Below are 23,133 nucleotides of genomic sequence, written 5' to 3'. Positions count from 1 at the left end.
GATCGCCCCGATCGCCATGGACGAAGGCCTGCGCTTCGCCATCCGCGAGGGCGGCCGCACCGTCGGCGCCGGCGTGGTCGCGAAGATCATCGCCTAAGGAACGTTTGGGTCGCGCGGCTGGCCTTCCCTGAAGGCCGCCCGCGCCTACGCGATTTGGTGAAGGGTGCCCCGGTCCGCCGGTGGCGCCCTTTGCCTTTAAGTAGGGGAGGGCCGTCGGAGGCCTTCCGGCGGCTGGTCGGGATTTCCCGGGCACCGACGGTCAAACCCCTGAAAACACCGTTCTTTTCGGGCCCCTGGGCCTGTTGGGGAAAGGTGTTGCCGGCCCACCGGCCGCCTGCACAGACGCAGATCTGCCCCGCATACGAGGGGTATGCTGTTTTATCTGGACAAGCGGTTCCGAATGGTGAATAAACCGGCCCTCCGAGACGCGGGAAACTGCGGCCGGCGACGTAGGAGTGTAGCTCAATTGGTAGAGCACCGGTCTCCAAAACCGGGGGTTGGGGGTTCGATCCCCTCCACTCCTGCCACGTCGCCCCGCTGAACAGCGCGCCCGGACGGCCAAGCGGGCCGGTAGCGGCAGCGATGCCGAAGCAGTACGACGAGTAGCTCTGAACGTGGTGGCGTAGCCCTTATGGCGAAGACCAGTCCTGCCCAGTTCGCGCGCGAAGTGCGCCGTGAGATCGCCAAGGTGACGTGGCCGACCCGCAAGGAAACGGTCATCTCCACCTGGATGGTGTTCCTCATGGTCATCGTCGCGTCTCTGTTCTTCCTGGCGGTCGATCAGATCATCGCGTTCGCTGTCCGCCTCGTTTTCGGTATCGGAGGCTAAGGTCATGGCCGCGCGTTGGTACGTTGTTCACGTTTATTCCGGATTCGAAAAGAAGGTCTCTCAGTCGATTCGTGAGAAGGCCGCCCAGAAGGGTCTGGAAGATCAGTTCGAGGAAATCCTGGTCCCGACCGAAGAGGTCGTGGAGGTGCGCCGTGGCGCCAAGGTGAACTCTGAACGGAAGTTCTTTCCCGGCTACGTGCTGGTGAAGATGGAGCTGACGGACGAGAGCTGGCACCTGGTGAAGAACGCGCCGAAGGTGACGGGTTTCCTGGGTGGCGGCGGCAAGCCGCAGCCGATCAGCGAGGCGGAAGCCTTGCGCATCATGAACCAGGTGCAGGAAGGGATCGAGCGGCCCAAGCCCTCCATCCACTTCGAAGTGGGCGAGAACGTGCGTGTCACCGACGGCCCCTTCACCTCGTTCACCGGCCTCATCGAAGAGGTCGACGAGGACAAGGCGCGGGTCAAGGTGGCGGTGTCCATCTTCGGCCGTGCGACCCCCGTCGAGCTCGAGTACGCGCAGGTCGAAAAGATTTAAGCGGGACGGCGCCCCTGTTCTTCGGAACCGGGGCGTCTTCCCATTCCCCGCGTGGGAGGCAAGCCCGAAGGTCCCGGCAACGGGGCCGAAGTCCATGGGGCAAACCGAACCACGCATCCCGCAGATCCGGGTGGCGCCCCTTGACCGGGGTTCCGTCCGGATTGTTGTTGAGGACGTATCATGGCGAAGAAGATCGTCGGTTATATCAAGTTGCAGGTGCCGGCCGGCAAGGCCAACCCGTCGCCGCCCATCGGTCCGGCCCTGGGTCAGCGCGGCCTGAACATCATGGAATTCGTGAAGGCCTTCAATGCGAAGACGGCCGACCTGGAGCAGGGCATGCCCATCCCGGTCGTGATCACCGCCTACGGTGACCGTACCTTCACGTTCGTCACCAAGACCCCGCCGAACACCTACTTCCTGAAGAAGGCCGCCGGCATCACCAAGGGCGCCGTCCAGGTGGGCAAGGGCGCCGCGGTGGGCAAGGTGAAGATGTCGCAGATCCGCGAAATCGCCAAGACGAAGATGCCGGACCTGAACGCGAACGATATCGAGGCGGCTGCCAGCATGTTGGTCGGCTCGGCCCGTTCCATGGGCCTGGAAGTGGTGGAGGATTGATCATGGCCGGCAAGCGTCTCAAGAAGGCTAACGCCACCGTCGACCGGAACAAGTTCTACGCCCTGGACGAGGCCGTCCAGTCGGTGAAGGGCAACGCCACCGCCAAGTTCGACGAGACCGTCGAGATCGCCATGAACCTGGGCATCGACCCGCGTCATGCCGACCAGATGGTCCGCGGCATGGTCCAGCTGCCCAACGGCACCGGCAAGACCGTTCGTGTCGCCGTGTTCGCCCGCGGCGCCAAGGCTGACGAAGCCCTGGCCGCCGGCGCCGAGCTGGTGGGTGCGGAAGACCTGGCCGAGAAGATCCAGGCGGGCGAGATGAATTTCGACCGCTGCATCGCCACCCCGGACCTGATGGCCCTGGTCGGCCGTCTGGGTAAGGTGCTGGGCCCGCGCGGCCTGATGCCGAACCCGAAGCTGGGCACCGTGACGATGAACGTCGGCGAAGCCGTGAAGTCCGCCAAGGGCGGCTCGGTCGAGTTCCGCGCCGAGAAGACCGGTATCGTTCACGCCGGCGTGGGCAAGGCCAGCTTCAGCCAGGAAGCCCTGGCCGAGAACATCAAGGCCTTTGTTGGCGCGATCAACCGCGCCAAGCCGACGGGTGCCAAGGGCACCTACATCGAGAAGGTCAGCCTGAGCTCCTCCATGGGCCCGGGCCTGAAGCTCGACGTCGCCGCCCTGGTCGCCTCGATCTCGGCCTAAGGCTGCAAGGAGTTTCCGTCCAAGCCGTTCGTTTCCATATGGGTTGGCCCATATTGGGACGGACGGCGAGGCCGGCGGAGGGCCGGAGCGATCCGTCCTTCCAACCCTGTCCAAGACTGCGGGCGCCAAGCCGGAACCGATCATCCCTTCGGGGGCGTGACGACCGGGGCGGCTTAATGAACGCCGGCATAGACAGGAGTAACAAGCGTTTTACAGGTGGACGGTTCCCCCGCCCGCTTGGATTGGATGGCTTGTCGCTTCTGGGGCAGGTTCACCGGTTTCGGGTGAAACCCATTCGTGGGTGGAGGCCGAGGCTACATTTGGACCGGGAAGAAGGGCGTGACCCGCCCGTCTGTCCCAGTTGTTAGGAGGCGAACCGTGGATCGCACAGAAAAGCAAGCGACTATCGCGGCTCTGCATCAGGCGCTCTCCGCCACCTCCCTGGTCGTCGTGACCCGCCAGTCGGGCATGACGGTCGCCGAGGTGACGGACCTGCGCCGCAAGATGCGGGCCGCTGGCGCGAGCTTCAAGGTGACCAAGAACCGGCTCGCCCGTATCGCCCTGAAGGGCACCCAGTTCGAAAAGCTGGACGACCTGTTCGTCGGCGTGACCGCCATCGCTTACTCAAGCGATCCGGTCGCGGCGGCCAAGGTTGCGATCGCTTATGCCAAGGCCAATGACAAGTTCAAGATCATTGGCGGCGGCATGGGCGGTACCGTCCTGGACGACAAGGGCATCGAGGCTCTCTCGAAGCTCCCGTCCATCGAAGAACTGCGTGGTCGCCTGCTTGGCATGCTCCAGACGCCCGCCACCCGCATCGCCGGTGTGCTGCAGGCTCCGGGCGGCCAGGTGGCGCGCGTGCTGTCGGCTTATGCCAAGAAGGGCGAGGCGGCCTGAGCCTCGCGTACTTTTCGTAAATCTCAAGACAAGACCTGATTTAGGAGAACATCCATGTCCAAGCTGGAAAAGCTGGTTGAAGAGCTGTCCGCTCTGACCGTCATCGAGGCCGCCGAGCTGTCGAAGCTGCTGGAAGAGAAGTGGGGCGTTTCCGCCGCTGCTCCCGTTGCCGTTGCCGCCGTTGCCGGCCCGGCCGCTGAAGCCGCCGCTCCCGCCGAAGAGCAGACCGAATTCACCGTGATCCTCGCCGACGCCGGCGACAAGAAGATCAACGTGATTAAGGAAATCCGCGCCATCACCAACCTGGGCCTGAAGGAAGCCAAGGACCTGGTCGAGGGTGCGCCGAAGACCGTGAAGGAAGGCGCCACGAAGGACGAAGCTGCTAAGATTAAGAAGCAGCTGGAAGACGCCGGCGCGAAGGTCGAGGTGAAGTAAGAAACGATCCCCTGTGGGCGTTTCTGAAAAAAAGATGGCGCTGGACGGTGGCACTCCCCATATGGGGGACCGCCGCCCGGCGCTGTCGCCTTTTTCTGGAGGATGTCGTATGGTGATCCTCCAGTTTCTTCCCGAAGAAGGTTCCGCGATGGAATTTGGGGCGGGAAGGGCAGTTTGAGTGTTTGGCGCCGGACGGCGGCCGCTTCCGAAGGGGGCGGGGCCGGACGCGCCTATTTGTGTTTGTTTCGCTTGCCGTCGCATCCAAATCGGCCGGCGCAGTTGACCCGGGCCTAGTTCACGAGAGGCGCATTTCATGGCCAAGTCGTTCACGGGACGTAAGCGTATTCGTAAGAGCTTCGGACGCATCCCCGAAGTGACCCGCATGCCGAACCTCATCGAGGTTCAACGGAGTTCCTACGACCACTTCCTTCAGATGGACACGGCGCCCGAGAAGCGCGCCAATCTGGGCCTTCAGGAAGTGTTCAAGTCGGTTTTCCCGATCAAGGACTTTTCCGACCGTGCCGTGCTCGACTTCGTTAAGTACGAGCTTGAACAGCCCAAGTACGATGTGGAGGAATGCCAGCAGCGCGGCATGACCTTCGCCGCGCCCCTGAAGGTGACCCTGCGCCTGACCGTCTTCGACATGGACGAAGACACCGGCCTGAAGTCCATCCGCGACATCAAGGAACAGGACGTCTACATGGGCGACATGCCCCTGATGACGGCCAACGGCACCTTCGTCATCAACGGCACCGAGCGCGTCATCGTCAGCCAGATGCACCGGTCGCCGGGTGTGTTCTTCGACCACGACAAGGGCAAGACCCATTCGTCGGGCAAGTACCTGTTCGCCGCCCGCGTGATCCCCTACCGCGGCTCCTGGCTGGACTTCGAGTTCGACGCCAAGGACCTCGTGTACGTCCGCATCGACCGCCGCCGCAAGCTGCCCGCCACCACCCTGCTGTTCGCGCTGGACGGCGCCGAGACGCAGCAGCTGCGGGCCCAGCGCGCCAAGGCCGGCCAGGGCTTGGCCCCGTATGAGGCCCAGGGCATGTCGAAGGAGGAGATGCTCTCCGCCTTCTACGACACCATCACCTATACCCGCGCCGGCGACGGCTGGAAGACCCCCTTCGTCGCCGAGCGCATGAAGGGCGTGAAGCTGGCCTCCGACCTGATCGACGCCCGCACGGGCGAGGTCCTGCTGCAGCGCGAGACCAAGATGACCCCCCGCGTGCTGAAGAAGCTGCAGGAGGGTGGCCTGGAAGAGGTGAAGGTGCCGACCGAGGAGCTGGCCGGCCGCTACCTCGCCATCGACATCATCAACGAGCTGACCGGCGAAGTGATCTTCGAGGCGGGTGACGAGATCACCACCGCCGCCATGGAGAAGCTGGAGAAGTTCGGCGTGGACGAGGTGCCGGTCCTGGCCATCGACCACCTGAACGTCGGCGCCTACATCCGCAACACCATGGCGGCGGACCGTAACGCCAGCCGTGAGGACGCGCTGATCGACATCTACCGCGTCATGCGCCCGGGCGAGCCGCCCACGCTGGAAAGTGCTGAGGCCCTGTTCAGCGGCCTGTTCTTCGACAGCGAGCGCTACGACCTGTCGGCCGTGGGTCGCGTGAAGATGAACGCGCGCCTGGGCTTCCAGACCGACGACCAGATGCGCGTCCTGCGCAAGGACGACATCCTGGCCATCCTGAAGCTCCTGGTCGAGCTGAAGGACGGCCGCGGCGAGATCGACGACATCGATCACCTGGGCAACCGTCGCGTCCGCTCGGTCGGCGAGCTGATGGAGAACCAGTACCGCGTCGGCCTGCTGCGCATGGAGCGTGCGATCCGCGAGCGCATGAGCTCGGTCGAGATCGACACGGTCATGCCGCACGACCTGATCAACGCCAAGCCGGCCGCGGCCGCGGTGCGTGAATTCTTCGGCTCCTCGCAGCTGTCGCAGTTCATGGACCAGACCAACCCGCTGTCGGAAATCACCCACAAGCGTCGTCTCTCGGCCCTGGGGCCGGGCGGTCTGACCCGCGAGCGCGCGGGCTTCGAAGTCCGCGACGTGCACCCGACCCATTATGGCCGCATCTGCCCGATTGAGACCCCCGAAGGTCCGAACATCGGCCTGATCAACTCGCTGGCGACCTATGCCCGCGTGAACCAGTACGGCTTCATCGAGAGCCCCTACCGCAAGGTGGTGGACAAGCGCGTCACCAACGAGGTGGTCTACCTCTCCGCCATGGAGGAAGGCCGCTACATGGTGGCGCAGGCCAACGCCACGCTGGACGCCGACAACCGGTTCGTGGACGAGCTCATCAGCTGCCGCAAGGGTGGCGAGTACATGATGACCCGCTCGGACATGATCGACCTGATCGACGTGTCGCCGAAGCAGCTGGTGTCCGTCGCCGCGGCGCTGATCCCGTTCCTGGAGAACGACGACGCCAACCGCGCGCTGATGGGCTCGAACATGCAGCGTCAGGCCGTGCCGCTGATCAAGGCGGACTCGCCCCTGGTCGGCACCGGCATGGAAGCGACGGTCGCCCGTGACTCGGGCGTGGCCATCGCCGCGCGCCGCGCTGGCGTGATCGACCAGATCGACGCCACCCGCATCGTCGTGCGCGCCACCGGCGACACCGACGCGGCGGCCCCCGGCGTCGACATCTACAACCTGCTGAAGTTCCAGCGCTCCAACCAGAACACCTGCATCAACCAGCGTCCGCTGGTGAAGGTGGGCGACCGGGTGGAGAAGGGCGACATCATCGCCGACGGTCCCTCGACCGACCTGGGCGAGCTGGCCCTGGGCCGCAACGTGCTGGTCGCGTTCATGCCCTGGAACGGCTACAACTTCGAAGACTCGATCCTGATCTCCGAGCGCATCGTGCGCGATGACGTCTTCACCTCGATCCACATCGAGGAGTTCGAGGTCATGGCCCGCGACACCAAGCTGGGCCAGGAAGAAATCACCCGCGACATCCCCAACGTCGGCGAAGAGGCTCTGAAGAACCTCGACGAGGCGGGCATCGTCTACATCGGTGCCGAGGTGAAGCCGGGCGACATCCTGGTCGGCAAGGTGACGCCGAAGGGCGAAAGCCCGATGACCCCGGAAGAGAAGCTGCTGCGCGCCATCTTCGGTGAAAAGGCCAGCGACGTGCGCGACACGTCCATGCGCCTGCCGCCGGGCGTCACCGGCACGGTGGTCGAGGTCCGCGTCTTCTCCCGCCGCGGCGTCGACAAGGACGAGCGCGCGCTGGCGATCGAGCGGGCCGAGATCGAGAAGCTGGCCAAGGACCGCGACGACGAGAAGGCGATCCTGGAGCGCAGCTTCTACACCCGCCTGAAGGAAACGCTGGTCGGCCAGTCCGTCCTGTCCGCTCCGCGCGGCATCAAGTCGGGCGAGGTCATCACGGAAGAGCTGCTGTCCGGCCTGTCGCGCGGCCAGTGGCGCCAGATCGCGGTCGCCAACGACCAGATCATGGAGAACGTGGAGGCCTACGGCCGGGTGTTCGACGAGAGCATCCAGAAGCTGCAGGAGCGGTTCGAGAACAAGGTCGAGAAGCTGCAGCGCGGCGACGAGCTGCCGCCCGGCGTCATGAAGATGGTCAAGGTCTTCGTGGCGGTGAAGCGCAAGCTGCAGCCCGGCGACAAGATGGCCGGCCGTCACGGCAACAAGGGTGTGATCAGCCGCATCCTGCCCATCGAGGACATGCCCTACCTGGCCGACGGCCAGGCGGTCGACATCGTTCTGAACCCGCTGGGCGTGCCCTCGCGCATGAACGTCGGTCAGATCCTGGAGACCCACCTGGGCTGGGCGTCGGCCAACCTCGGCAAGCAGATCGGCCAGATGCTGGACCAGATGCGCCATGCCGAGCCGGAGGCCAAGGCCCCCGTCCTTGAGAACATCAAGGGCCGCATGAAGCACATCTACGGCGAGGCCGCCTACACCGAGGAGGTGAGCGACCTGACCGATGGTGAGGTTCTGGAACTGGCGGGCAACCTGCGCCGCGGCATCCCGTTCGCCACCCCCGTCTTCGACGGCGCGCGGGAGGACGACATCGTCCGCATGCTGACGGAAGCCGGCATCGACAGCTCGGGCCAGATGGTGCTGACTGACGGCCGTACCGGCGAGGCGTTCGATCGCAAGGTCACCGTCGGCTACATCTACATGCTGAAGCTGCACCACCTGGTGGACGACAAGATCCACGCGCGCTCCATCGGCCCGTACAGCCTGGTCACCCAGCAGCCGCTGGGCGGCAAGGCCCAGTTCGGTGGCCAGCGCTTCGGTGAAATGGAGGTCTGGGCGCTGGAAGCTTACGGCGCCGCCTACACGCTGCAGGAAATGCTGACGGTGAAGTCGGACGACGTGTCCGGCCGCACCAAGGTCTACGAGGCCATCGTCCGTGGCGACGACAACTTCGAGGCCGGCATTCCGGAAAGCTTCAACGTGCTGGTCAAGGAACTGCGGTCCCTGGGCCTGAACGTCGAGCTGAACGAGCGGTCCTACTGATCACCGGTCGAGCTTGGGCGGCGCCCTCGGGGGGATTCCCCCGGGGGCGCTCGTCCGTCCCGGTTCGCAGCCAATTGAATTCCCAGCCCTTCCCAGGGGAGACGGCTTATGAATGAGTTGATGAACATTATCGGCCAGGTGCAGGGGCCGCAGAGCTTCGATCAGATCCGCATCTCGATCGCCAGCCCGGAGCGCATCCGGTCGTGGTCGTTCGGCGAGATCAAGAAGCCCGAGACCATCAACTACCGTACCTTCAAGCCGGAGCGCGACGGCCTGTTCTGCGCCCGCATCTTCGGCCCGATCAAGGACTACGAGTGCTTGTGCGGCAAGTACAAGCGCATGAAGTACCGCGGCATCATCTGCGAGAAGTGCGGCGTCGAAGTGACGCTGGCCAAGGTCCGGCGTGAGCGCATGGGCCATATCGAACTGGCCTCGCCCGTCGCCCACATCTGGTTCCTGAAGAGCCTGCCGAGCCGCATCGGCCTGCTCATGGACATGACGCTGAAGGATCTGGAACGGGTCCTGTACTTCGAAAACTACGTCGTCACCGAGCCCGGCCTGACCCCGCTGAAGCTGCACCAGCTTCTGTCGGAGGAGGAGTACATCCAGGCCCAGGACGAGTACGGCGAGGACGCCTTCACCGCGTCCATCGGCGCCGAGGCCATCAAGGTCCTTCTCTCCGCCATCGACATGGAAGAGGAGATGAAGACCGTCCGCGAGGAGCTGAAGGAGACTTCCAGCGAGGCCAAGCGCAAGAAGCTGGTCAAGCGCCTGAAGCTCATCGAGGCCTTCCTGGAATCCGGCTCGCGTCCGGAATGGATGATCCTGGATGTCGTCCCGGTCATCCCGCCCGAACTGCGCCCGCTGGTCCCCTTGGACGGCGGCCGTTTCGCCACGTCCGACCTGAACGACCTGTACCGCCGCGTCATCAACCGTAACAACCGCCTGAAGCGGCTGATCGAGCTGCGCGCGCCGGACATCATCGTGCGCAACGAGAAGCGCATGCTGCAGGAGGCCGTCGACGCCCTGTTCGACAACGGCCGCCGCGGCCGCGTCATCACCGGCGCCAACAAGCGGCCGCTGAAGTCCATCAGCGACATGCTGAAGGGCAAGCAGGGCCGCTTCCGTCAGAACCTGCTGGGCAAGCGCGTCGACTACTCCGGCCGTTCGGTCATCGTGGTCGGCCCGGAGCTGAAGCTGCACCAGTGCGGCCTGCCCAAGAAGATGGCGCTGGAGCTGTTCAAGCCCTTCATCTACGCCAAGCTGGAACTGTACGGCATGGCCTCCACCATCAAGGCGGCCAAGCGCATGGTGGAGAAGGAGCGGCCCGAGGTCTGGGACATCCTGGAAGAGGTCATCCGTGAGCATCCGGTCATGCTGAACCGGGCGCCGACGCTGCACCGTCTGGGCATCCAGGCCTTCGAGCCGACCCTGATCGAAGGCAAGGCCATCCAGCTGCACCCGCTGGTCTGCACCGCCTTCAACGCGGACTTCGACGGCGACCAGATGGCCGTGCACGTCCCGCTGAGCCTCGAGGCCCAGCTGGAAGCGCGCGTCCTGATGATGTCGACCAACAACATCCTGTCGCCCGCCAACGGCAAGCCCATCATCGTTCCCAGCCAGGACATCGTCCTGGGCCTGTACTACATCACGATGGAACTGCCGGGCTCCGTGGGCGAGGGCATGGCCTTCACCGACATCGGTGAGATCGAGCAGGCGCTCGCGGCCAAGGTCGTCACCCTGCACTCCAAGGTGAAGGCCCGCTACCACACCGTGGACCAGGATGGTAACCCCATCATCACCCGCGTGGAGAGCACCCCCGGCCGCATGCTGCTGTCGGAAATCCTTCCCCGTCACCCGGCCATCGGCTTCTCGATGATCAACCGGCTGCTGACCAAGAAGGACGTGGGCAACATCATCGACGCCGTCTACCGCCATTGCGGTCAGAAGGAGACGGTGATTTTCGCCGACCGCCTGATGAAGCTGGGCTTCAGCCACGCCTGCCGCGCCGGCATCTCCTTCGGCAAGGATGACATGGTCATCCCGGCCGAGAAGGAGACGCTGATCCATGAGGCGCAGGAGCGCGTCAAGGAGTACGAGCAGCAGTACCTGGACGGCCTGATCACCCAGGGCGAGAAGTACAACAAGGTGGTCGACGTCTGGTCGGAAACGACCGAAAAGGTCGCCGGCGCCATGATGAAGGTCATCGAGCAGCCGCGCCCCGGCGTGGGCGTCAACTCGGTGTACATGATGGCGCACTCCGGTGCCCGTGGCTCCGCCGCCCAGATCAAGCAGCTGGCCGGCATGCGCGGCCTGATGGCCAAGCCCTCGGGCGAGATCATCGAGACGCCCATCATTTCCAACTTCAAGGAAGGCCTGACCGTGCTGGAGTACTTCAACTCCACCCACGGCGCCCGTAAGGGTCTGGCCGACACCGCCTTGAAGACGGCGAACTCCGGTTACCTGACGCGTCGTCTGGTCGACGTCGCCCAGGACGCCATCGTCGTGGAAAACGATTGCGGCACCACCAAGGGCCTGACCATGCGCGCCGTCATCGACGGCGGCGAGGTTATCTCGCCCCTGTCGGAGCGCATCCTGGGCCGTTGCGCCTCGGTTGACGTGGTCGATCCGCTGAGCGGCAAGGTTCTCGTTCCGGCCGCCGGCCTGATCGACGAGCAGGCCGTGGAGCTGATCGAGCGCGCCGGCATCGACACCGTGCTGATCCGCTCGGTGCTGACCTGCGAGACCCGCGAAGGCGTGTGCGGTTGCTGCTACGGCCGCGACCTGGCCCGTGGCACCACCGTGAACATCGGTGAGGCCGTCGGCGTCATCGCCGCCCAGTCGATCGGTGAACCCGGCACGCAGCTGACGATGCGTACCTTCCACATCGGCGGTGCGGCCCAGCGTGGTGCCGAGCAGTCGTCCGTGGACAGCAGCCTTGATGCCAAGGTCGTCGTGAAGAACCGCAACATGGTTCTGAACGGCGAGGGCGTTCCCGTCATCATGGGCCGCAACGTGGAACTGGCGCTGTTCGACAGCCAGGGCCGCGAGCGCGCCCGTCACCGCGTCCCCTATGGCGCCAAGCTGAACAAGCTGCTGGTCGAGGACGGGGTGATGGTGAAGAAGGGCGATCGCCTGGCGGAGTGGGACCCCTACACCCTGCCTATCATCACCGAGCGGGAGGGTGTCGCCAACTACGTCGACCTGGTCGAGGGCGTGTCCATGCGCGAGGTGGTCGACGAGGCCACCGGCATCTCGTCCAAGGTGGTGGTCGACTGGCGCCAGCAGCCGCGCGGTGCGGATCTCCGCCCCCGCGTGACCCTGCGCGACGCCAACGGCGATGTCATCAAGTTGCCGAACGGCGTGGAGGCCCGCTACTACCTGAGCGTGGACGCCATCCTGTCGGTGGAGAACGGCGCGCATGTGAAGGCCGGCGACGTGCTGGCCCGTATCCCGCGTGAAAGCTCCAAGACGCGTGACATCACCGGCGGTCTGCCGCGCGTGGCCGAGCTGTTCGAAGCCCGTCGTCCCAAGGACTTCGCCATCATCTCGGACATCGACGGCCGGGTTGAGTTCGGCAAGGACTACAAGACGAAGCGCCGCATCGTCGTCGTCCCCAACGACGAGAACGAGACGCCGCGTGAGTACCTGATCCCGAAGGGCAAGCACATCTCCGTGCAGGAGGGTGACTATGTCCAGAAGGGCGACCTGCTGATGGACGGCAACCCCGTCCCGCACGACATCCTGGCCGTTATGGGCGTGGAGGCTCTGGCCTCCTACCTCACCAACGAAATCCAGGACGTCTATCGTCTGCAGGGCGTGAAGATCAACGACAAGCACATCGAGGTGATCGTTCGCCAGATGCTGCAGAAGGTCGAGATCGACGAGCCGGGCGACACCACGCTGCTGATCGCCGAACAGGTCGACCGCGCCGAGTTCGAGGCCGAGAACCGCAAGGTTCAGGCCCGCATGGACGAAGGCGAGGGTGGTCTGCGGTTCGCCCGCGGCCGTCCGGTGCTGCAGGGCATCACCAAGGCCAGCCTGCAGACGCGTTCCTTCATCTCGGCCGCCTCGTTCCAGGAAACGACCCGCGTCCTGACGGAAGCCGCCGTCCAGGGCAAGTCGGACAACCTGGAAGGCCTGAAGGAAAACGTCATCGTCGGCCGCCTGATCCCGGCGGGTACCGGCAGTGTCGTGAACCGCCTGAAGCAGATCGCCGCCGAGCGCGACCGCGAACTCTCCGCCTTGCAGGCGGGCGAGGATCCGGCCCTGCCGGCGGACGTTTCGACGGAACAGCCGGCCGCCTGAGGCGACCGACTGTCTGAGTAAAGCGAAGGGCCGCATCCCTGCCGGGGTGCGGCCCTTTTCTCATTCCGGCGCGGCGCGCTGCCACGAACGTGGCGCGCAAGTGTCAGTGCGCCACCGGCTGCAACAGCCCATGGGCCTGCATGGGCAACGGCAGCGGCGTACCCACATGCCAATCCGCCGCCATGGCATGAGCCGATTGCCGCTCGTCGGCGGACAGCCGCTGCTCCAACCGCGTGCGCAAGGCGGCGGCTTCCGGGCTTGTGCTGTGGCTGAGGTTCAGCAGAATGTAAGCGGCGACGGCATCCTTGGGCACCCCGTCACCCACCTCATATCGGGTGCCGAGGCAATACAGCGCGTCCTTGTCGTCCTGTTGCGCGGCCTCCGTGCCCCATCTCGCCGCCTCTTCGGGGTCCTTCAGCGTGCCGATACCCAGGCTGTAGATGCCGGCCAGGTTCTTTTGCGCCTGGAGGTCGCCGTTGATCGCCGCCCGTTTGAACAGAGCGAGGCCCTTAGCGGGGTCCTGAGGCACGCCCCGCCCCAGGAAATAGAGCGAGCCCAGGTTGTTCATGGCATGGGCGTGGCCCTGCGCGGCGGCCTTTTCGTACCAGGCGCGGGCCTTGACGTTGTCATGGACGAACCGAGGCGAGGCGCCCCGGCCCGAGGCCGGCTCGATCGTCACCGTTGGTTCTTCATAGATCCATCCGAGATAGGTTTGCGCCTCGGCGTCGCCCTTTTCCGCCAGCGGCATCAGCAAGGCCACTGCCTCGGTTTCCTTCCCCGCCTCGAAGGCTGCGATACCCTGGTCCAGGGTGGATGTCGCGGCGGTTTGTACGGCTGGAATGGTGGATGTCGGTGGCGTGTCAGCCTGCATCGTCGCAGCACCGGCTGGTGCCACCGCGACGGTCAATCCGGCGGTGGCCCACGCCGCCAAGATCAAGGCACGCGACATGCGCGGCCATTCCAATCTGCTGTTCCCCATCTGACACCCTCCATGCGTCGGCCCGTTACCGAGCGTGTTGGCGGAGAGTGCTCAACAACTAAGGCGAGATAGTGACAGGCAATTACGTCCGCGTCGCCGTCGGCAGCGGCTGGCCGGGGCGCCATGTCTTGGCCAGGGTTTGCGCCTCCGCTTTCTGGGCGGTCGTCAGTTCGCCGTCCAGGCGGGTGCGCAGGGCCTGGGCGTCGGGGTTGTCGCCGGACAGCACGATCAGGGTGTAGGCCAGCACCGGGTTGCGCGGCAGTCCGGCGCCGGTGTCGTACAGGCGGGCCAGCAGGGTCTGGGCGTGCGGGTCGCCCTGGCGTGCGGCGGCGCGGGCCCAGTGGGCGGCTTCCGCGTCATCCTTGGGCGCGTCCTGACCGAGATAATAGATCATTGCCAGGTTCATCTGGGCCTGGGCGTCACCCTTCTTGGCGGCCTTGCGGAACAGGCTGATGCCCTTGGCCGCGTCCTTCGGGACACCGTTGCCCAGATAGTAGAGAGAGCCCAGGTTGTTCAGGGCGTGGGCGTGGCCCTTGTCGGCCGCCTTCCGGTACCAGGCCTGGGCGCGGGCGTAATCCACCGGTACGCCCAGCCCCTTCTCATACATCCAGCCGAGATAAGTTTGGGCCTCGGCATCGCCTTTGTCGGCGGGGGGCGCGAGTTCGGCCAGGGCGGTGGGGTAATCCTTGCGCTCGAACGCGCCGACGCCTTTCTGCGTGTTGGCCAGGGCCACCCCGTCAGCCAGGGCGGCGCACAGGGGCACCAGGGTGGCCGCCAGCACGGCGGATTTGCGCCAGGAACCATGTTGCATGCCCAAACCCTCCATAACGGCGGTGACGCGGCACCGCGGCCGCCCAATTCAGCCTGCCGGCGTATTGGGGCGGGAAGGGGGCGCGGCTGGCACGGAGTCTGTGATTTCGACGTGACATGCTTCTTTCCGTCCTGGCGCCGCTGGTCTTTGGCAGCGGGCCGTCTGCCTATAGCGACGGTGGAGGTTCCGCATCGTGTCGCCCTGTGCGATATTGCTGGTAAGTTTTGCACGTAAAGATAAGCAGACCGGTCCAGCCCATGGTGGCGCAGATCGTTCACGGCGATGGCAGGAGAAAAGGATGACTGAGACGATCACCACCGTGTCGCTGCCGGATGGAGGCAAACGCATTATCGGCACGTCGGGTGATGACGCCTTGGTTGGCACGGCCATGGCCGACTATATCAGCGGCGCCGGTGGCAACGACACGCTGACCGGCGGCGGGGGCGTGGATATCCTGGTCGGTGGCGCCGGCGATGATTCCATCACGGGTGCCGGTTTGCTGGTAGGCGGGGCTGGGGACGACACGATCACCGGTACCGGGTCGGTAACAACCGCGCTATATGACGTTAAGCAAAGCCAGGCGGCCGTCACCCGGGCGGGTGCCACGGTCACCATCACCACGCCGGATGGCGGCACCGACACACTGTCCGGTGTGCAGTACGCGCAGTTCAGCGACGGCATCGTCCAACTGAGCACGGTAGTGACCCCGATAGCCCGGTCCATGCCGAACAGCGGCGAGTCGGACATACCCTTGGCGTCACTTTTTTCAATCGTGCCCTTACCTGGTGCGACGCCGACGACCGTCACTTTCAAATCCACGATCCGGTGGTGGGATGGAGGCAACTCTGTTTCCATCCTCTCCAATAATGCAAATGGCGTAACCGTCTCATATGCTGACTGGTTGAAACTATACATACAAGGAGATGCGGCGGGCCATAATACGGCTACTGTTCAAATAGTTGTCTCCGATGGGGTCCAGGATGTGAGTGCCACTGCAGTGCTGTCTACGGCCAGGCATGAGGCTTTCGTATCCAGCATCACATCCATGGGCGGCACCCCTGATGGCGGCGCTCAGTATCAAGTGACGTTCAACGACAATGTTACCGGTGTGGACGCTGGTGACTTCATGCTGGTGAAGACAGGGACGGCGGACGGGACGGTCACGAACGTGAACGGTTCAGGCAAGTCCTATGTTGTGACGGTGGGCGCCGTTTCCGGTTTGGGGAGCTTGCAACTGGGCATCGACGCGGGGGCGGCCAACCTTACGGACACCGACCTTTATGATCCCATCGTTGGCACTTATTCCCATGGCTATGGCACGACCTATACGGCGGACGTCCTGTCGGTCAACCGGCCGGCGGTGCTATGGACCGACACCACGGCGAGCCAATCTTCCACCTCCGCCGCTTTCTCCCCTTATGAGGGGCCGGTGGATTACCTGCGCAGCCAGTTCCTGTGGTCAAGCAATGACAACGTGGCGATAAAAGCCTTGGGGCCCAACGTTTACCTGCGGGGTGGGGCTGGCCAGGACGCCCTGGCGGTGTCTGCCGGCAGCAATGTGCTGGACGGCGGCGGCGGTTCAAATTTCTTGGTGGGTGCCACCGGCCAGGATGGAGGGAGTGATGTGTTCTTCATCGATGCCCAGGATGGTCTGGCGAGCTGGAGCACGGTCGTCAATTTTCATGCGGGCGACACCATCACCATCTGGGGTTATTCCAGCACATCGACTTCCACTTGGGGCGCTGACGAGGGCGCGGACGGCTTCAAGGGGGCTACGCTGCAGGCAGCGCTGGGCGGCGCAGGTGGGAGCGCCAATACCTATGTCACTCTGGCGGGGCTCAGCCTGGCTGACATCCAGAACCATGTCACCCAAACGGTGGGGACGTCAGGCGCCGGTGGTCTCACCTATCTAGCCCTCACTTATCACGGCTGATCCTATTGCAGTCAGAAAGGTGCGGCGCTTATTTGCCCATCTTCTTCACGGCGTTCACCGCCTGGTCCAGGGCCTGTAGGAACTGCGACTTGTCGCGCTTGGCCATGGGGGCGTTGCCGCCCTGGACCACGCCCATGGCGCGCAGGTCGCTCATCAGGGCGCGGGTGGCGATGGCGGTGCCGATGGATTGCGGGGTGAAGGGGCGGCCGGTGGGCCCGATCACCCGGCTGCCGGCCTTCAGGCAGCGGTCGGCCAGGGGGATGTCGGCGGTGATGACGATGTCGCCCACGCCGCAATGGGTGGCGATCCAATCGTCGGCGGCGTCGAACCCGTCGCTGACCACCACCAGCTGCACCAGGCCCCCCGGCGGCACCCGCAGCGGGCCGTTGGAGACCAGGTAGGTCTTCAGCTGGTACCGCTCCGCCACCTTGAACACCTCTTCCTTCACGGGGCAGGCGTCGGCGTCGACATAGATATCCAGCATAGGGTTTAAGGCTTTCGAATGCGTGCCACCCGCGTTGCGCGTGGGTGGGATGGTGGGGTAAAAGGCGTCGCCGGCTGGGTTCAGACCCTGCCCTTGTTGCCACCCTTTGTGAAGAGACAGCCCATGGCGTCGTACCAATATGTTTATGTGATGAAGGGTGTGACCAAGGTCTACCCCGGCGGCCGCAAGGTTTTCGAGAACATCTGGCTGAGCTTCTACCCCGGCGCCAAGATCGGCGTTCTGGGCGTGAACGGCTCGGGTAAGTCCACCCTGCTGAAGATCATGGCCGGCCTGGACAAGGACTACAACGGCGAAGCCTGGGCCGCCGACGGCGTGTCCGTCGGCTACCTGCCGCAGGAGCCGCAGCTGGATCCCAACAAGAACGTCCAGGAAAACGTCATGGACGCCCTGGGCGCCACTAAGGGCCTGCTGGACCGGTTCAATGAGGTCAGCAACGCCATGGCGGACCCGGACGCCGACTTCGACGCGCTGATCGCCGAGCAGGCGGAGCTGCAGGAGAAGATTGACGCCGCCGACGCCTGGGACATCGAGCGCACCGTGGACATCGCCATGGACGCGCTGCGCTGCCCCCCGGGTGACGCCGACGTGACCAAGCTGTCGGGTGGTGAGAAGCGCCGCGTGGCGCTGTGCAAGCTGCTGCTGTCCAAGCCCGACATGCTGCTGCTGGACGAACCGACCAACCATCTGGACGCCGAAAGCGTCGCCTGGCTGCAGCGCTTCCTGGCCGACTACAAGGGCACGGTGGTGATGGTCACCCACGACCGTTACTTCCTGGACAACGTCACCGGCTGGATCCTGGAACTGGACCGCGGCTCGGGCATCCCCTACGAGGGCAACTACTCCAGCTGGCTGGAGCAGAAGGAAAAGCGCCTGGCCCAGGAAGGCCGCACCGAGGACGCCCGCCAGAAGCAACTGGCCCAGGAACTGGAATGGGTGCGGCAGAGCCCGCGCGCCCGCCAGGCCAAGTCCAAGGCCCGTATCCAGGCCTACGAGGAATTGTTGGCCCAGAGCACGAAGGAGGCGATCACCGATACGCAGATCGTCATTCCCGTGCCGCCCCGCCTGGGCAACGTGGTCATCGAGGCCGATCACCTGAAGAAGGGCTTCGGCGACCGCCTGCTGATCGACGACCTGTCCTTCCGCCTGCCGCCGGGCGGCATCGTGGGCATCATCGGCCCCAACGGCGCCGGCAAGACCACCCTGTTCCGCATGATCACCAACCAGGACACGCCGGATGCCGGCACCTTCAAGGTGGGTGAGACGGTGAAGCTGGGCTATGTCGACCAGAGCCGTGACGCCCTCAACCCCAACAAGACGGTGTGGGAAGAAATCTCCGGCGGCCTGGACATCATCGAGCTGGGCAAGAAGTCCATGCCCAGCCGCGCCTATGTCTCCGCCTTCAACTTCCGTGGGTCCGACCAGCAGAAGAAGGTGGGGCAGCTGTCGGGCGGTGAGCGCAACCGCGTGCACTTGGCCATGATGCTGAAGTCCGGCGCCAACGTCCTGCTGCTCGACGAACCGACCAACGACCTGGACGTGGAAACCCTGCGCGCCCTGGAAGAGGCGCTGGTCAGTTTCGCCGGCTGCGCCGTGGTCATCAGCCACGATCGCTGGTTCCTGGACCGTATCGCCACCCACATCCTGGCCTTCGAGGGCGAAAGCCAAGTGGTCTGGTTCGAGGGCAACTACCAGGACTACGAAGCCGACCGCAAGCGCCGCCTGGGCGCCGCGGCCGACCAGCCGCACCGCATCAAGTACCGCCCGCTGGTGCGCAACTGAGCGGCTAGGGTCAGTGGAATGGGGAACGGGGAGCGGTCACGCCGCTCCCCGTTTTCGTTGGTGGCTCATTCGCCTCGCGTGGCATCCGCCACTAGGCGGCGTAATTGCTCCAGCGGGCAGTCCATCGCTAGGCCGGCCTCGCTGCACCCGGGGATGAAGACGGGTGTCGACAGGGGTGGCTGGGCCTCCGTCAGGGGCGCCAGGGCGCGCAGCTGGTCCAGGCTTTGCGCCGTGAAGCGGGTGCGGATGACGGTTTGGCCGTCCGCCCGGCGCCAGCGTTCCAACACCAGCGCTGCTCCCGGGGGCACCTGGTCGGGCTGATAGCCCGGCAGCACCCAGTCCAGGCGCAGCAGGCCGGCCAGCAGCAGGAGGGTGCCGTCGTGGCCCACCAGCACAGTGACGGCGGGGCCGTCGCCGGCCAGCAGGTCCACCAGATGCCGGGCGAGCGGCCCGGCGCCCACGCGGGCGATGTAGGGCGTGCGCAGCCGGGCATCCAGGTCGGCGGCATGCGCGGCGCCGGCGCGGTTCAGCGCGTCGGCGTTCACCCGCCCGCCCAGCAGGCTGGTCAGCGGCGCCCCATCGGCATAGGCCATGATCAGGCTTTCCGTCAGGCCTGACGCCGTGGCCAGCGGGCTTTGCAACCTTAGCCAGTCCTCGCCCTGGCCCCGATCCAGCGACGACGGCACGTCGGTCAACAACCGGTGGCTGGCCAGCCTGCCACCGGGCTGGGCCTGCGCGTGGCATTCCGCCGGGGCGCAGTTCAGCAGCAGGCGCTGCAGGGCCTCCACCGTGTCGGCATGCGCCGCCGTCCAGGCCGTGGCGTCGCCGATGCGCCCGCGCACCGCGGCCAGGGCCAGGTCGGGATCAAGATGCGTGGCCCCCGCCGGCACGGGATCGAACAGCGGGTCGGCCTTGGTCGACACGGTGTCGACGCGGGCGGGGCAACCGGGCAACAGCTGTTCGGCCAGCGCCCGCCCCGTCTCCACCGTGCGCTGGGGCAGGTTGGCGTGCACCTGGGCGGCGGCGCAGTCCCCGGTCGGCAGCAGGCCTAGCGCCCGGTAGTGCTCCCGATAATAGGCGCCGAACAGGCTGGCTGCCTGGAAGCCGTGGGCCGTCAGGTGGCCGGGCGGCACGGCGAAGGCCGGCCAGGCCTCCGCCGTCCAGCGGCCCAGTTCCTCTGGTGTCGACATGGCGGCGCGAATGCCGTGCCGGGTCAGGATGACCACCCGTTCCAACTGGTCTTCTGCCGCCCCGGCCGCCTCCGGCCGGGCGGGCAGGGCCAGCAGCAGCATCGCCGCCGCCAGCCCCCGCAGCAGGGCCTTGCCGCGCATCAATACTTCGCCCGCACGCCGAACCGGAAGGTGCGGCCGAAGTCGGTGTATGTCGCGAAGATGCCGTTGTTCACATACTGGCTCTGCGCCGCACCGGTGACGTTGATGGCCTCCGCCGTCAGGGTCAGGTGGTCGTCCACCGCGTAGGTGGCGTTCAGGTCCAGGGTGCCGAAGGCCCGATCGTTGACCGAGGACAGGCCGTTGGTGCCCACCTGGTTCAGGATGTTGCCCGTCCAGCTGTAGGCGGCGCGCACGCCGATGGGGCCTTTCTCATAGAAGGCGGTCAGGTTGTAGCTGTGACGGGCCACACCGGGCAGGTCGGCCTCGAAGAAGCGGCCGGTGGTGATGTCGTGGTAGGTCGCCCCGGAGTTGGTGATGGTGAGGTTGGCCAGGAAGCCCAGGCCGTCGAAGGGGGCGGGCAGAAAGGTGAACAGCTGCTGATAGGCCAGCTCGCCGCCGATGACATGGGCGCCGCCGCCGTTGACGGGGGCGGTCAGCAGATAGCTCTGCCCGTCCACCACCAGCGGGGTCACCTGGTTGAAGGTGAAGGTGCTGATGTCCTTGTAGAAGAAGTCGGCGATCAGCGCGCTGCTGCGGGTGAAGTACCACTCGGCCGAGGCGTCGTACTGCCAGGCCTCGTACGGGCGCAGCTGCGGGTTGCCGCCGGTGGCGGTGAAGATGGTGTTGGAGGAGTTCAGCGTGATCTGCGGGCCCAGGCTGGACAGCGACGGCCGGGTGATGACCTTGGACGCCGCCAGGTGCAGCTGCACGTCGGGCTGCAGCTCCAGCACCAGGTTGGCCGAGGGCAGGGCGTTGGTGTAGATGCGCTCGTACCGCACCGGGATGGCCTTGGTGCCGCTGGTGGCGCTGCCGCTGGACGTCTGGTCGGTGTTGGTGACGCGCACGCCGGCGTCGCCGCGCAGGGGCAAACCGAACAGGGTGGTGGACAGGCTGGTCATGACGTAGCCGGCGCCGATGGTTTCCGTCACCTTGTAGGAATTGCGCTGGTCGGCGGCGGTCAGCGGCTGGTTCACCAGGTTGGGATCCATGCGGCTGTAGAAGGCGCTGGTGTCGGGCACCAGCCAGGTGCGGGGCAGGGTGCCGGAGGCGTCGGCCAGGAAGCCGCTGACCGGGAAGCTGTCGTAATAGCTGGCGGGGAAGTACTGGCCGGCGATGTTCTGGGTGATGGTCAGGTCGCGGCGGTCGTAGTCGCGGCCCCGGTCGCGGTACTTGGCGCCCATCTGGATTTTGGAGAAGGGCCCCCAGTCCAGGTCATGCTCCGCATCGAATTGGATGGCGCCTTCGGTGTCCTTGGCATTCTCGGTGCGCCATTCCAGGCGGCGGCCCGGCAGCAGGGTGATGGAGTTCAGGTCGGCGGTCAGATAGTTCAGGCTGGGCACGCCATCGTCCGACGACGGCATGCTGAAGCTGACTTGGCCGGCGGACCCCAGGATGCGGGACCGGCGGATGGGCGTGGGCGTGCCGCTGTCGGCGCGGTTGTAGGCGCCGTCGGCCGACAGGGTCCAGCCGTCGATGCGGTATTTGCCGTTCAGGCCTACCTGGTAGTTGGTGTGCAGCAGGTCGGACTCCTCGCGCCCGATCTGCACGCTGACCGGCGCGGTCGCCGCCACAATAGCGCCATCCCGGATGGACACGCTGCCCGGCACCGCCTTGGATATGGTCCAGTCGGCGGAGTAGGTCTTCTCGTCGTAGTGCATGTTCAACCGGGTGAACAGCACGTCCAGCCCGACTTCCAGATTGTCATTCGGCGCCCACTGCGCCGCCGCGTTCATGCCCACGCGGCGGCTGTGCTGCATTTCCAGGGTCGGGCGCACGCCGCTGGCGTCGATGACCGCGCCGCTGTCGGCCTTGCCGTCGCCGTTGGTGTCGATGCCGTTGGGGTAAAGGGTCCAGTTGCTGCCCAGCACGCGATCCTGGCGCACCGTGCGTTCGTCATACACCGCAGCCAGCAGGACGCCGAAGGTCTTGGCGTCGTTGTTCCAGCTGGTCAGGCCGGAGACGTGAGGGTCGGCGGCGTCGGCCAGCTGGGCGTAGCTGCCGCTGGCGGAGCCGGTGAAGGTCAGGTCGCCCAGCTCCAGCGGGCGAAAGGTGCGGATGTTCACCAGGCCGCCGATGGCGCCCTCATCCTGGCTGGCAAGGGGGCTTTTCACCACCTCGATGCCCGACACCAGCTCCGACGGCAGGGTGTCGAAGCGGAAGTTGCGTCCCGACTGGCCGCTGTCGCGCACGTTCTCGTTCACCGCCATGCTGCGGCCGTTCAGGGTGGTGACCTCGAAATCGGGCCCCAGGCCGCGAATGCGAACGAACAGGCCCTCGCCCCGGTCGCGGGAGATGGTGACGCCCGGGATGTGCTGCATGGCCTCGGCCACGTTCTGGCTGGGGAACTTGCCGATATCCTCAGCCGAAATGGCGTCCACCACGTTGTCCGCCTGGCGCTTGGTATCCAAGGCGCGGGTGACGCTGCCGGCGAAGCCGGTGACGACGATCTCCTCCAACGGGCTGGCGTCGGCGGCCGCCAGGCTGCCGGCGGGCGCGGTGGCCGCCGGGGCGGCGGTCGCGGCTTTGGTGGCCCCCATCTTCAGCACGACGCTGTCGCCATCCAGCGTGTAGTCCAGCCCAGTGCCGGCCAGCAGGCGGCCCAGCGCATCCGAGGTGCTGAAGGCGCCGTTGAGGCCGCCGGTGCGCTTGCCGTCCAGCAGCGCCGGGTCGGCCAGCACCTGCATGCCGGTGGCGCGGGAAAAGGCGTTGAGGGCGCCACGCAGGTCGCCCGCGGCGATGATGAATTGCGTCAAGCTTTGTGCCGCCGGGGCGGCCGGCGCCGTGGCGGTCAGGGCGGCCGTGGCCAGCGCCAGGGCGGAGGCCGAGGCGCGCAAGCGGCGCAGGGTGCCGGTGAGCGGCGTGTCCAGGTTCTTCATTCTTGTCCCCAAATCCCGTGGCCGCGTCCCCCCGT

At 65.7% G+C, this 23,133-nt stretch carries 17 protein-coding genes and 1 tRNA gene; 13 read left to right on the top strand and 5 right to left on the bottom strand.

Translation table 11 applies throughout. The features are described 5' to 3' along the window. The 10 genes from FBZ87_RS30165 to rpoC form a co-directional block, all read left to right on the top strand. Positions 1-97 (top strand): EF-Tu C-terminal domain-related protein (locus FBZ87_RS30165; protein WP_000507943.1); only part of this gene is annotated, 97 nt, incomplete at its 5' end. Between the two features lie 354 nt (positions 98-451). After that, positions 452-527 (top strand) — tRNA-Trp (locus FBZ87_RS28670). A 104-nt stretch (positions 528-631) separates the two neighbouring features. After that, positions 632-829, top strand: coding sequence for a preprotein translocase subunit SecE (gene secE / locus FBZ87_RS28665; RefSeq protein WP_040842369.1), 198 nt, complete (start codon positions 632-634; stop codon positions 827-829). 4 nt (positions 830-833) lie between these two features. Further along, the gene (gene nusG, locus FBZ87_RS28660; protein WP_004271317.1) at positions 834-1,364 is read left to right on the top strand and encodes a transcription termination/antitermination protein NusG; all 531 of its coding nucleotides are present in this window, start codon (positions 834-836) and stop codon (positions 1,362-1,364) included. Positions 1,365-1,544: 180 nt separating this feature from the next. After that, positions 1,545-1,979 carry a 50S ribosomal protein L11 gene (gene rplK / locus FBZ87_RS28655; RefSeq protein ID WP_040842373.1) on the top strand — a complete coding sequence of 145 codons (435 nt, stop codon included), beginning with the start codon at positions 1,545-1,547 and terminating at the stop codon, positions 1,977-1,979. Next, positions 1,976-2,683, top strand: a complete 708-nt coding sequence (gene rplA / locus FBZ87_RS28650) for a 50S ribosomal protein L1 (RefSeq protein WP_411861209.1) — start codon at positions 1,976-1,978, stop codon at positions 2,681-2,683. Before rplK ends, rplA begins: the two co-directional genes overlap by 4 nt. Before the next feature lie 378 nt (positions 2,684-3,061). Next, entirely contained in the window at positions 3,062-3,580 is a 519-nt protein-coding gene (gene rplJ, locus FBZ87_RS28645) for a 50S ribosomal protein L10 (RefSeq protein ID WP_040842376.1), read from the top strand. 54 nt (positions 3,581-3,634) lie between these two features. Continuing rightward, complete coding sequence (rplL, locus tag FBZ87_RS28640; RefSeq protein ID WP_145613980.1) at positions 3,635-4,015, top strand: 50S ribosomal protein L7/L12; 381 nt, start codon at positions 3,635-3,637, stop codon at positions 4,013-4,015. A 313-nt stretch (positions 4,016-4,328) separates the two neighbouring features. Beyond that, on the top strand, positions 4,329-8,516 hold the full coding sequence (gene rpoB, locus FBZ87_RS28635) for a DNA-directed RNA polymerase subunit beta (protein ID WP_145613979.1): 4,188 nt from the start codon (positions 4,329-4,331) through the stop codon (positions 8,514-8,516). Positions 8,517-8,624: 108 nt separating this feature from the next. Next, positions 8,625-12,824, top strand: a complete 4,200-nt coding sequence (rpoC, locus tag FBZ87_RS28630; RefSeq protein WP_145613978.1) for a DNA-directed RNA polymerase subunit beta' — start codon at positions 8,625-8,627, stop codon at positions 12,822-12,824. Between the two features lie 103 nt (positions 12,825-12,927). On the opposite strand, the gene FBZ87_RS28625 is transcribed toward rpoC, so the two are convergent. Beyond that, complete coding sequence (locus tag FBZ87_RS28625) at positions 12,928-13,695, bottom strand: tetratricopeptide repeat protein (protein WP_186455045.1); 768 nt, start codon at positions 13,693-13,695, stop codon at positions 12,928-12,930. Between FBZ87_RS28625 and FBZ87_RS30160 the strand changes: the two genes are divergently transcribed. Further along, positions 13,682-13,807 carry a hypothetical protein gene (locus tag FBZ87_RS30160; RefSeq protein ID WP_277907216.1) on the top strand — a complete coding sequence of 42 codons (126 nt, stop codon included), beginning with the start codon at positions 13,682-13,684 and terminating at the stop codon, positions 13,805-13,807. The two genes, FBZ87_RS28625 and FBZ87_RS30160, sit on opposite strands and share 14 nt — an antisense overlap. Before the next feature lie 78 nt (positions 13,808-13,885). Here the strand turns inward: FBZ87_RS30160 and FBZ87_RS28620 are convergent, their stop codons facing one another. Next, on the bottom strand, positions 13,886-14,614 hold the full coding sequence (locus tag FBZ87_RS28620; RefSeq protein ID WP_186455044.1) for a tetratricopeptide repeat protein: 729 nt from the start codon (positions 14,612-14,614) through the stop codon (positions 13,886-13,888). Positions 14,615-14,912: 298 nt separating this feature from the next. Here FBZ87_RS28620 and FBZ87_RS28615 point away from each other — a divergent pair, with 298 nt between their 5' ends. Next, a complete protein-coding gene (locus FBZ87_RS28615) occupies positions 14,913-16,547 on the top strand; it encodes a calcium-binding protein (protein ID WP_145613975.1) in 1,635 nt (544 codons plus the stop codon). A gap of 28 nt (positions 16,548-16,575) precedes the next feature. Here the strand turns inward: FBZ87_RS28615 and FBZ87_RS28610 are convergent, their stop codons facing one another. Further along, positions 16,576-17,028: a YaiI/YqxD family protein gene (locus FBZ87_RS28610; protein WP_211102832.1), complete on the bottom strand. Its 453-nt coding sequence runs from the start codon at positions 17,026-17,028 to the stop codon at positions 16,576-16,578. Between the two features lie 126 nt (positions 17,029-17,154). Here FBZ87_RS28610 and ettA point away from each other — a divergent pair, with 126 nt between their 5' ends. Next, positions 17,155-18,831 carry an energy-dependent translational throttle protein EttA gene (gene ettA, locus FBZ87_RS28605; RefSeq protein WP_088871006.1) on the top strand — a complete coding sequence of 559 codons (1,677 nt, stop codon included), beginning with the start codon at positions 17,155-17,157 and terminating at the stop codon, positions 18,829-18,831. A gap of 65 nt (positions 18,832-18,896) precedes the next feature. On the opposite strand, the gene FBZ87_RS28600 is transcribed toward ettA, so the two are convergent. Together FBZ87_RS28600 and FBZ87_RS28595 are read right to left on the bottom strand one after the other, a co-directional pair. Then, the gene (locus FBZ87_RS28600; RefSeq protein ID WP_145613973.1) at positions 18,897-20,162 is read right to left on the bottom strand and encodes a histidine-type phosphatase; all 1,266 of its coding nucleotides are present in this window, start codon (positions 20,160-20,162) and stop codon (positions 18,897-18,899) included. Then, complete coding sequence (locus tag FBZ87_RS28595; RefSeq protein WP_145613972.1) at positions 20,162-23,098, bottom strand: TonB-dependent receptor; 2,937 nt, start codon at positions 23,096-23,098, stop codon at positions 20,162-20,164. The genes FBZ87_RS28600 and FBZ87_RS28595 overlap by 1 nt, the downstream gene beginning before the upstream one ends. Positions 23,099-23,133 lie beyond the last annotated feature (35 nt).

It is taken from the genome of Nitrospirillum amazonense (assembly GCF_007828035.1).
Lineage (GTDB): Bacteria > Pseudomonadota > Alphaproteobacteria > Azospirillales > Azospirillaceae > Nitrospirillum > Nitrospirillum amazonense.
This window is presented reverse-complemented; position numbering and strand designations above follow the sequence as displayed.

What these genes read in the sequence shown, in the direction of transcription:
- FBZ87_RS28600 (WP_145613973.1), bottom strand. Translation starts at nt 20,162, where the DNA reads ATGCGCGGCAAGGCCCTGCTGCGGGGGCTGGCGGCGGCGATGCTGCTG.
- FBZ87_RS28615 (WP_145613975.1), top strand. Translation starts at nt 14,913, where the DNA reads ATGACTGAGACGATCACCACCGTGTCGCTGCCGGATGGAGGCAAACGC.
- ettA (WP_088871006.1), top strand. Translation starts at nt 17,155, where the DNA reads ATGGCGTCGTACCAATATGTTTATGTGATGAAGGGTGTGACCAAGGTC.
- rplK (WP_040842373.1), top strand. Translation starts at nt 1,545, where the DNA reads ATGGCGAAGAAGATCGTCGGTTATATCAAGTTGCAGGTGCCGGCCGGC.
- rpoC (WP_145613978.1), top strand. Translation starts at nt 8,625, where the DNA reads ATGAATGAGTTGATGAACATTATCGGCCAGGTGCAGGGGCCGCAGAGC.
- FBZ87_RS28625 (WP_186455045.1), bottom strand. Translation starts at nt 13,695, where the DNA reads ATGCAGGCTGACACGCCACCGACATCCACCATTCCAGCCGTACAAACC.
- rplL (WP_145613980.1), top strand. Translation starts at nt 3,635, where the DNA reads ATGTCCAAGCTGGAAAAGCTGGTTGAAGAGCTGTCCGCTCTGACCGTC.
- secE (WP_040842369.1), top strand. Translation starts at nt 632, where the DNA reads ATGGCGAAGACCAGTCCTGCCCAGTTCGCGCGCGAAGTGCGCCGTGAG.
- rpoB (WP_145613979.1), top strand. Translation starts at nt 4,329, where the DNA reads ATGGCCAAGTCGTTCACGGGACGTAAGCGTATTCGTAAGAGCTTCGGA.
- nusG (WP_004271317.1), top strand. Translation starts at nt 834, where the DNA reads ATGGCCGCGCGTTGGTACGTTGTTCACGTTTATTCCGGATTCGAAAAG.
- FBZ87_RS28620 (WP_186455044.1), bottom strand. Translation starts at nt 14,614, where the DNA reads ATGCAACATGGTTCCTGGCGCAAATCCGCCGTGCTGGCGGCCACCCTG.
- FBZ87_RS28595 (WP_145613972.1), bottom strand. Translation starts at nt 23,098, where the DNA reads ATGAAGAACCTGGACACGCCGCTCACCGGCACCCTGCGCCGCTTGCGC.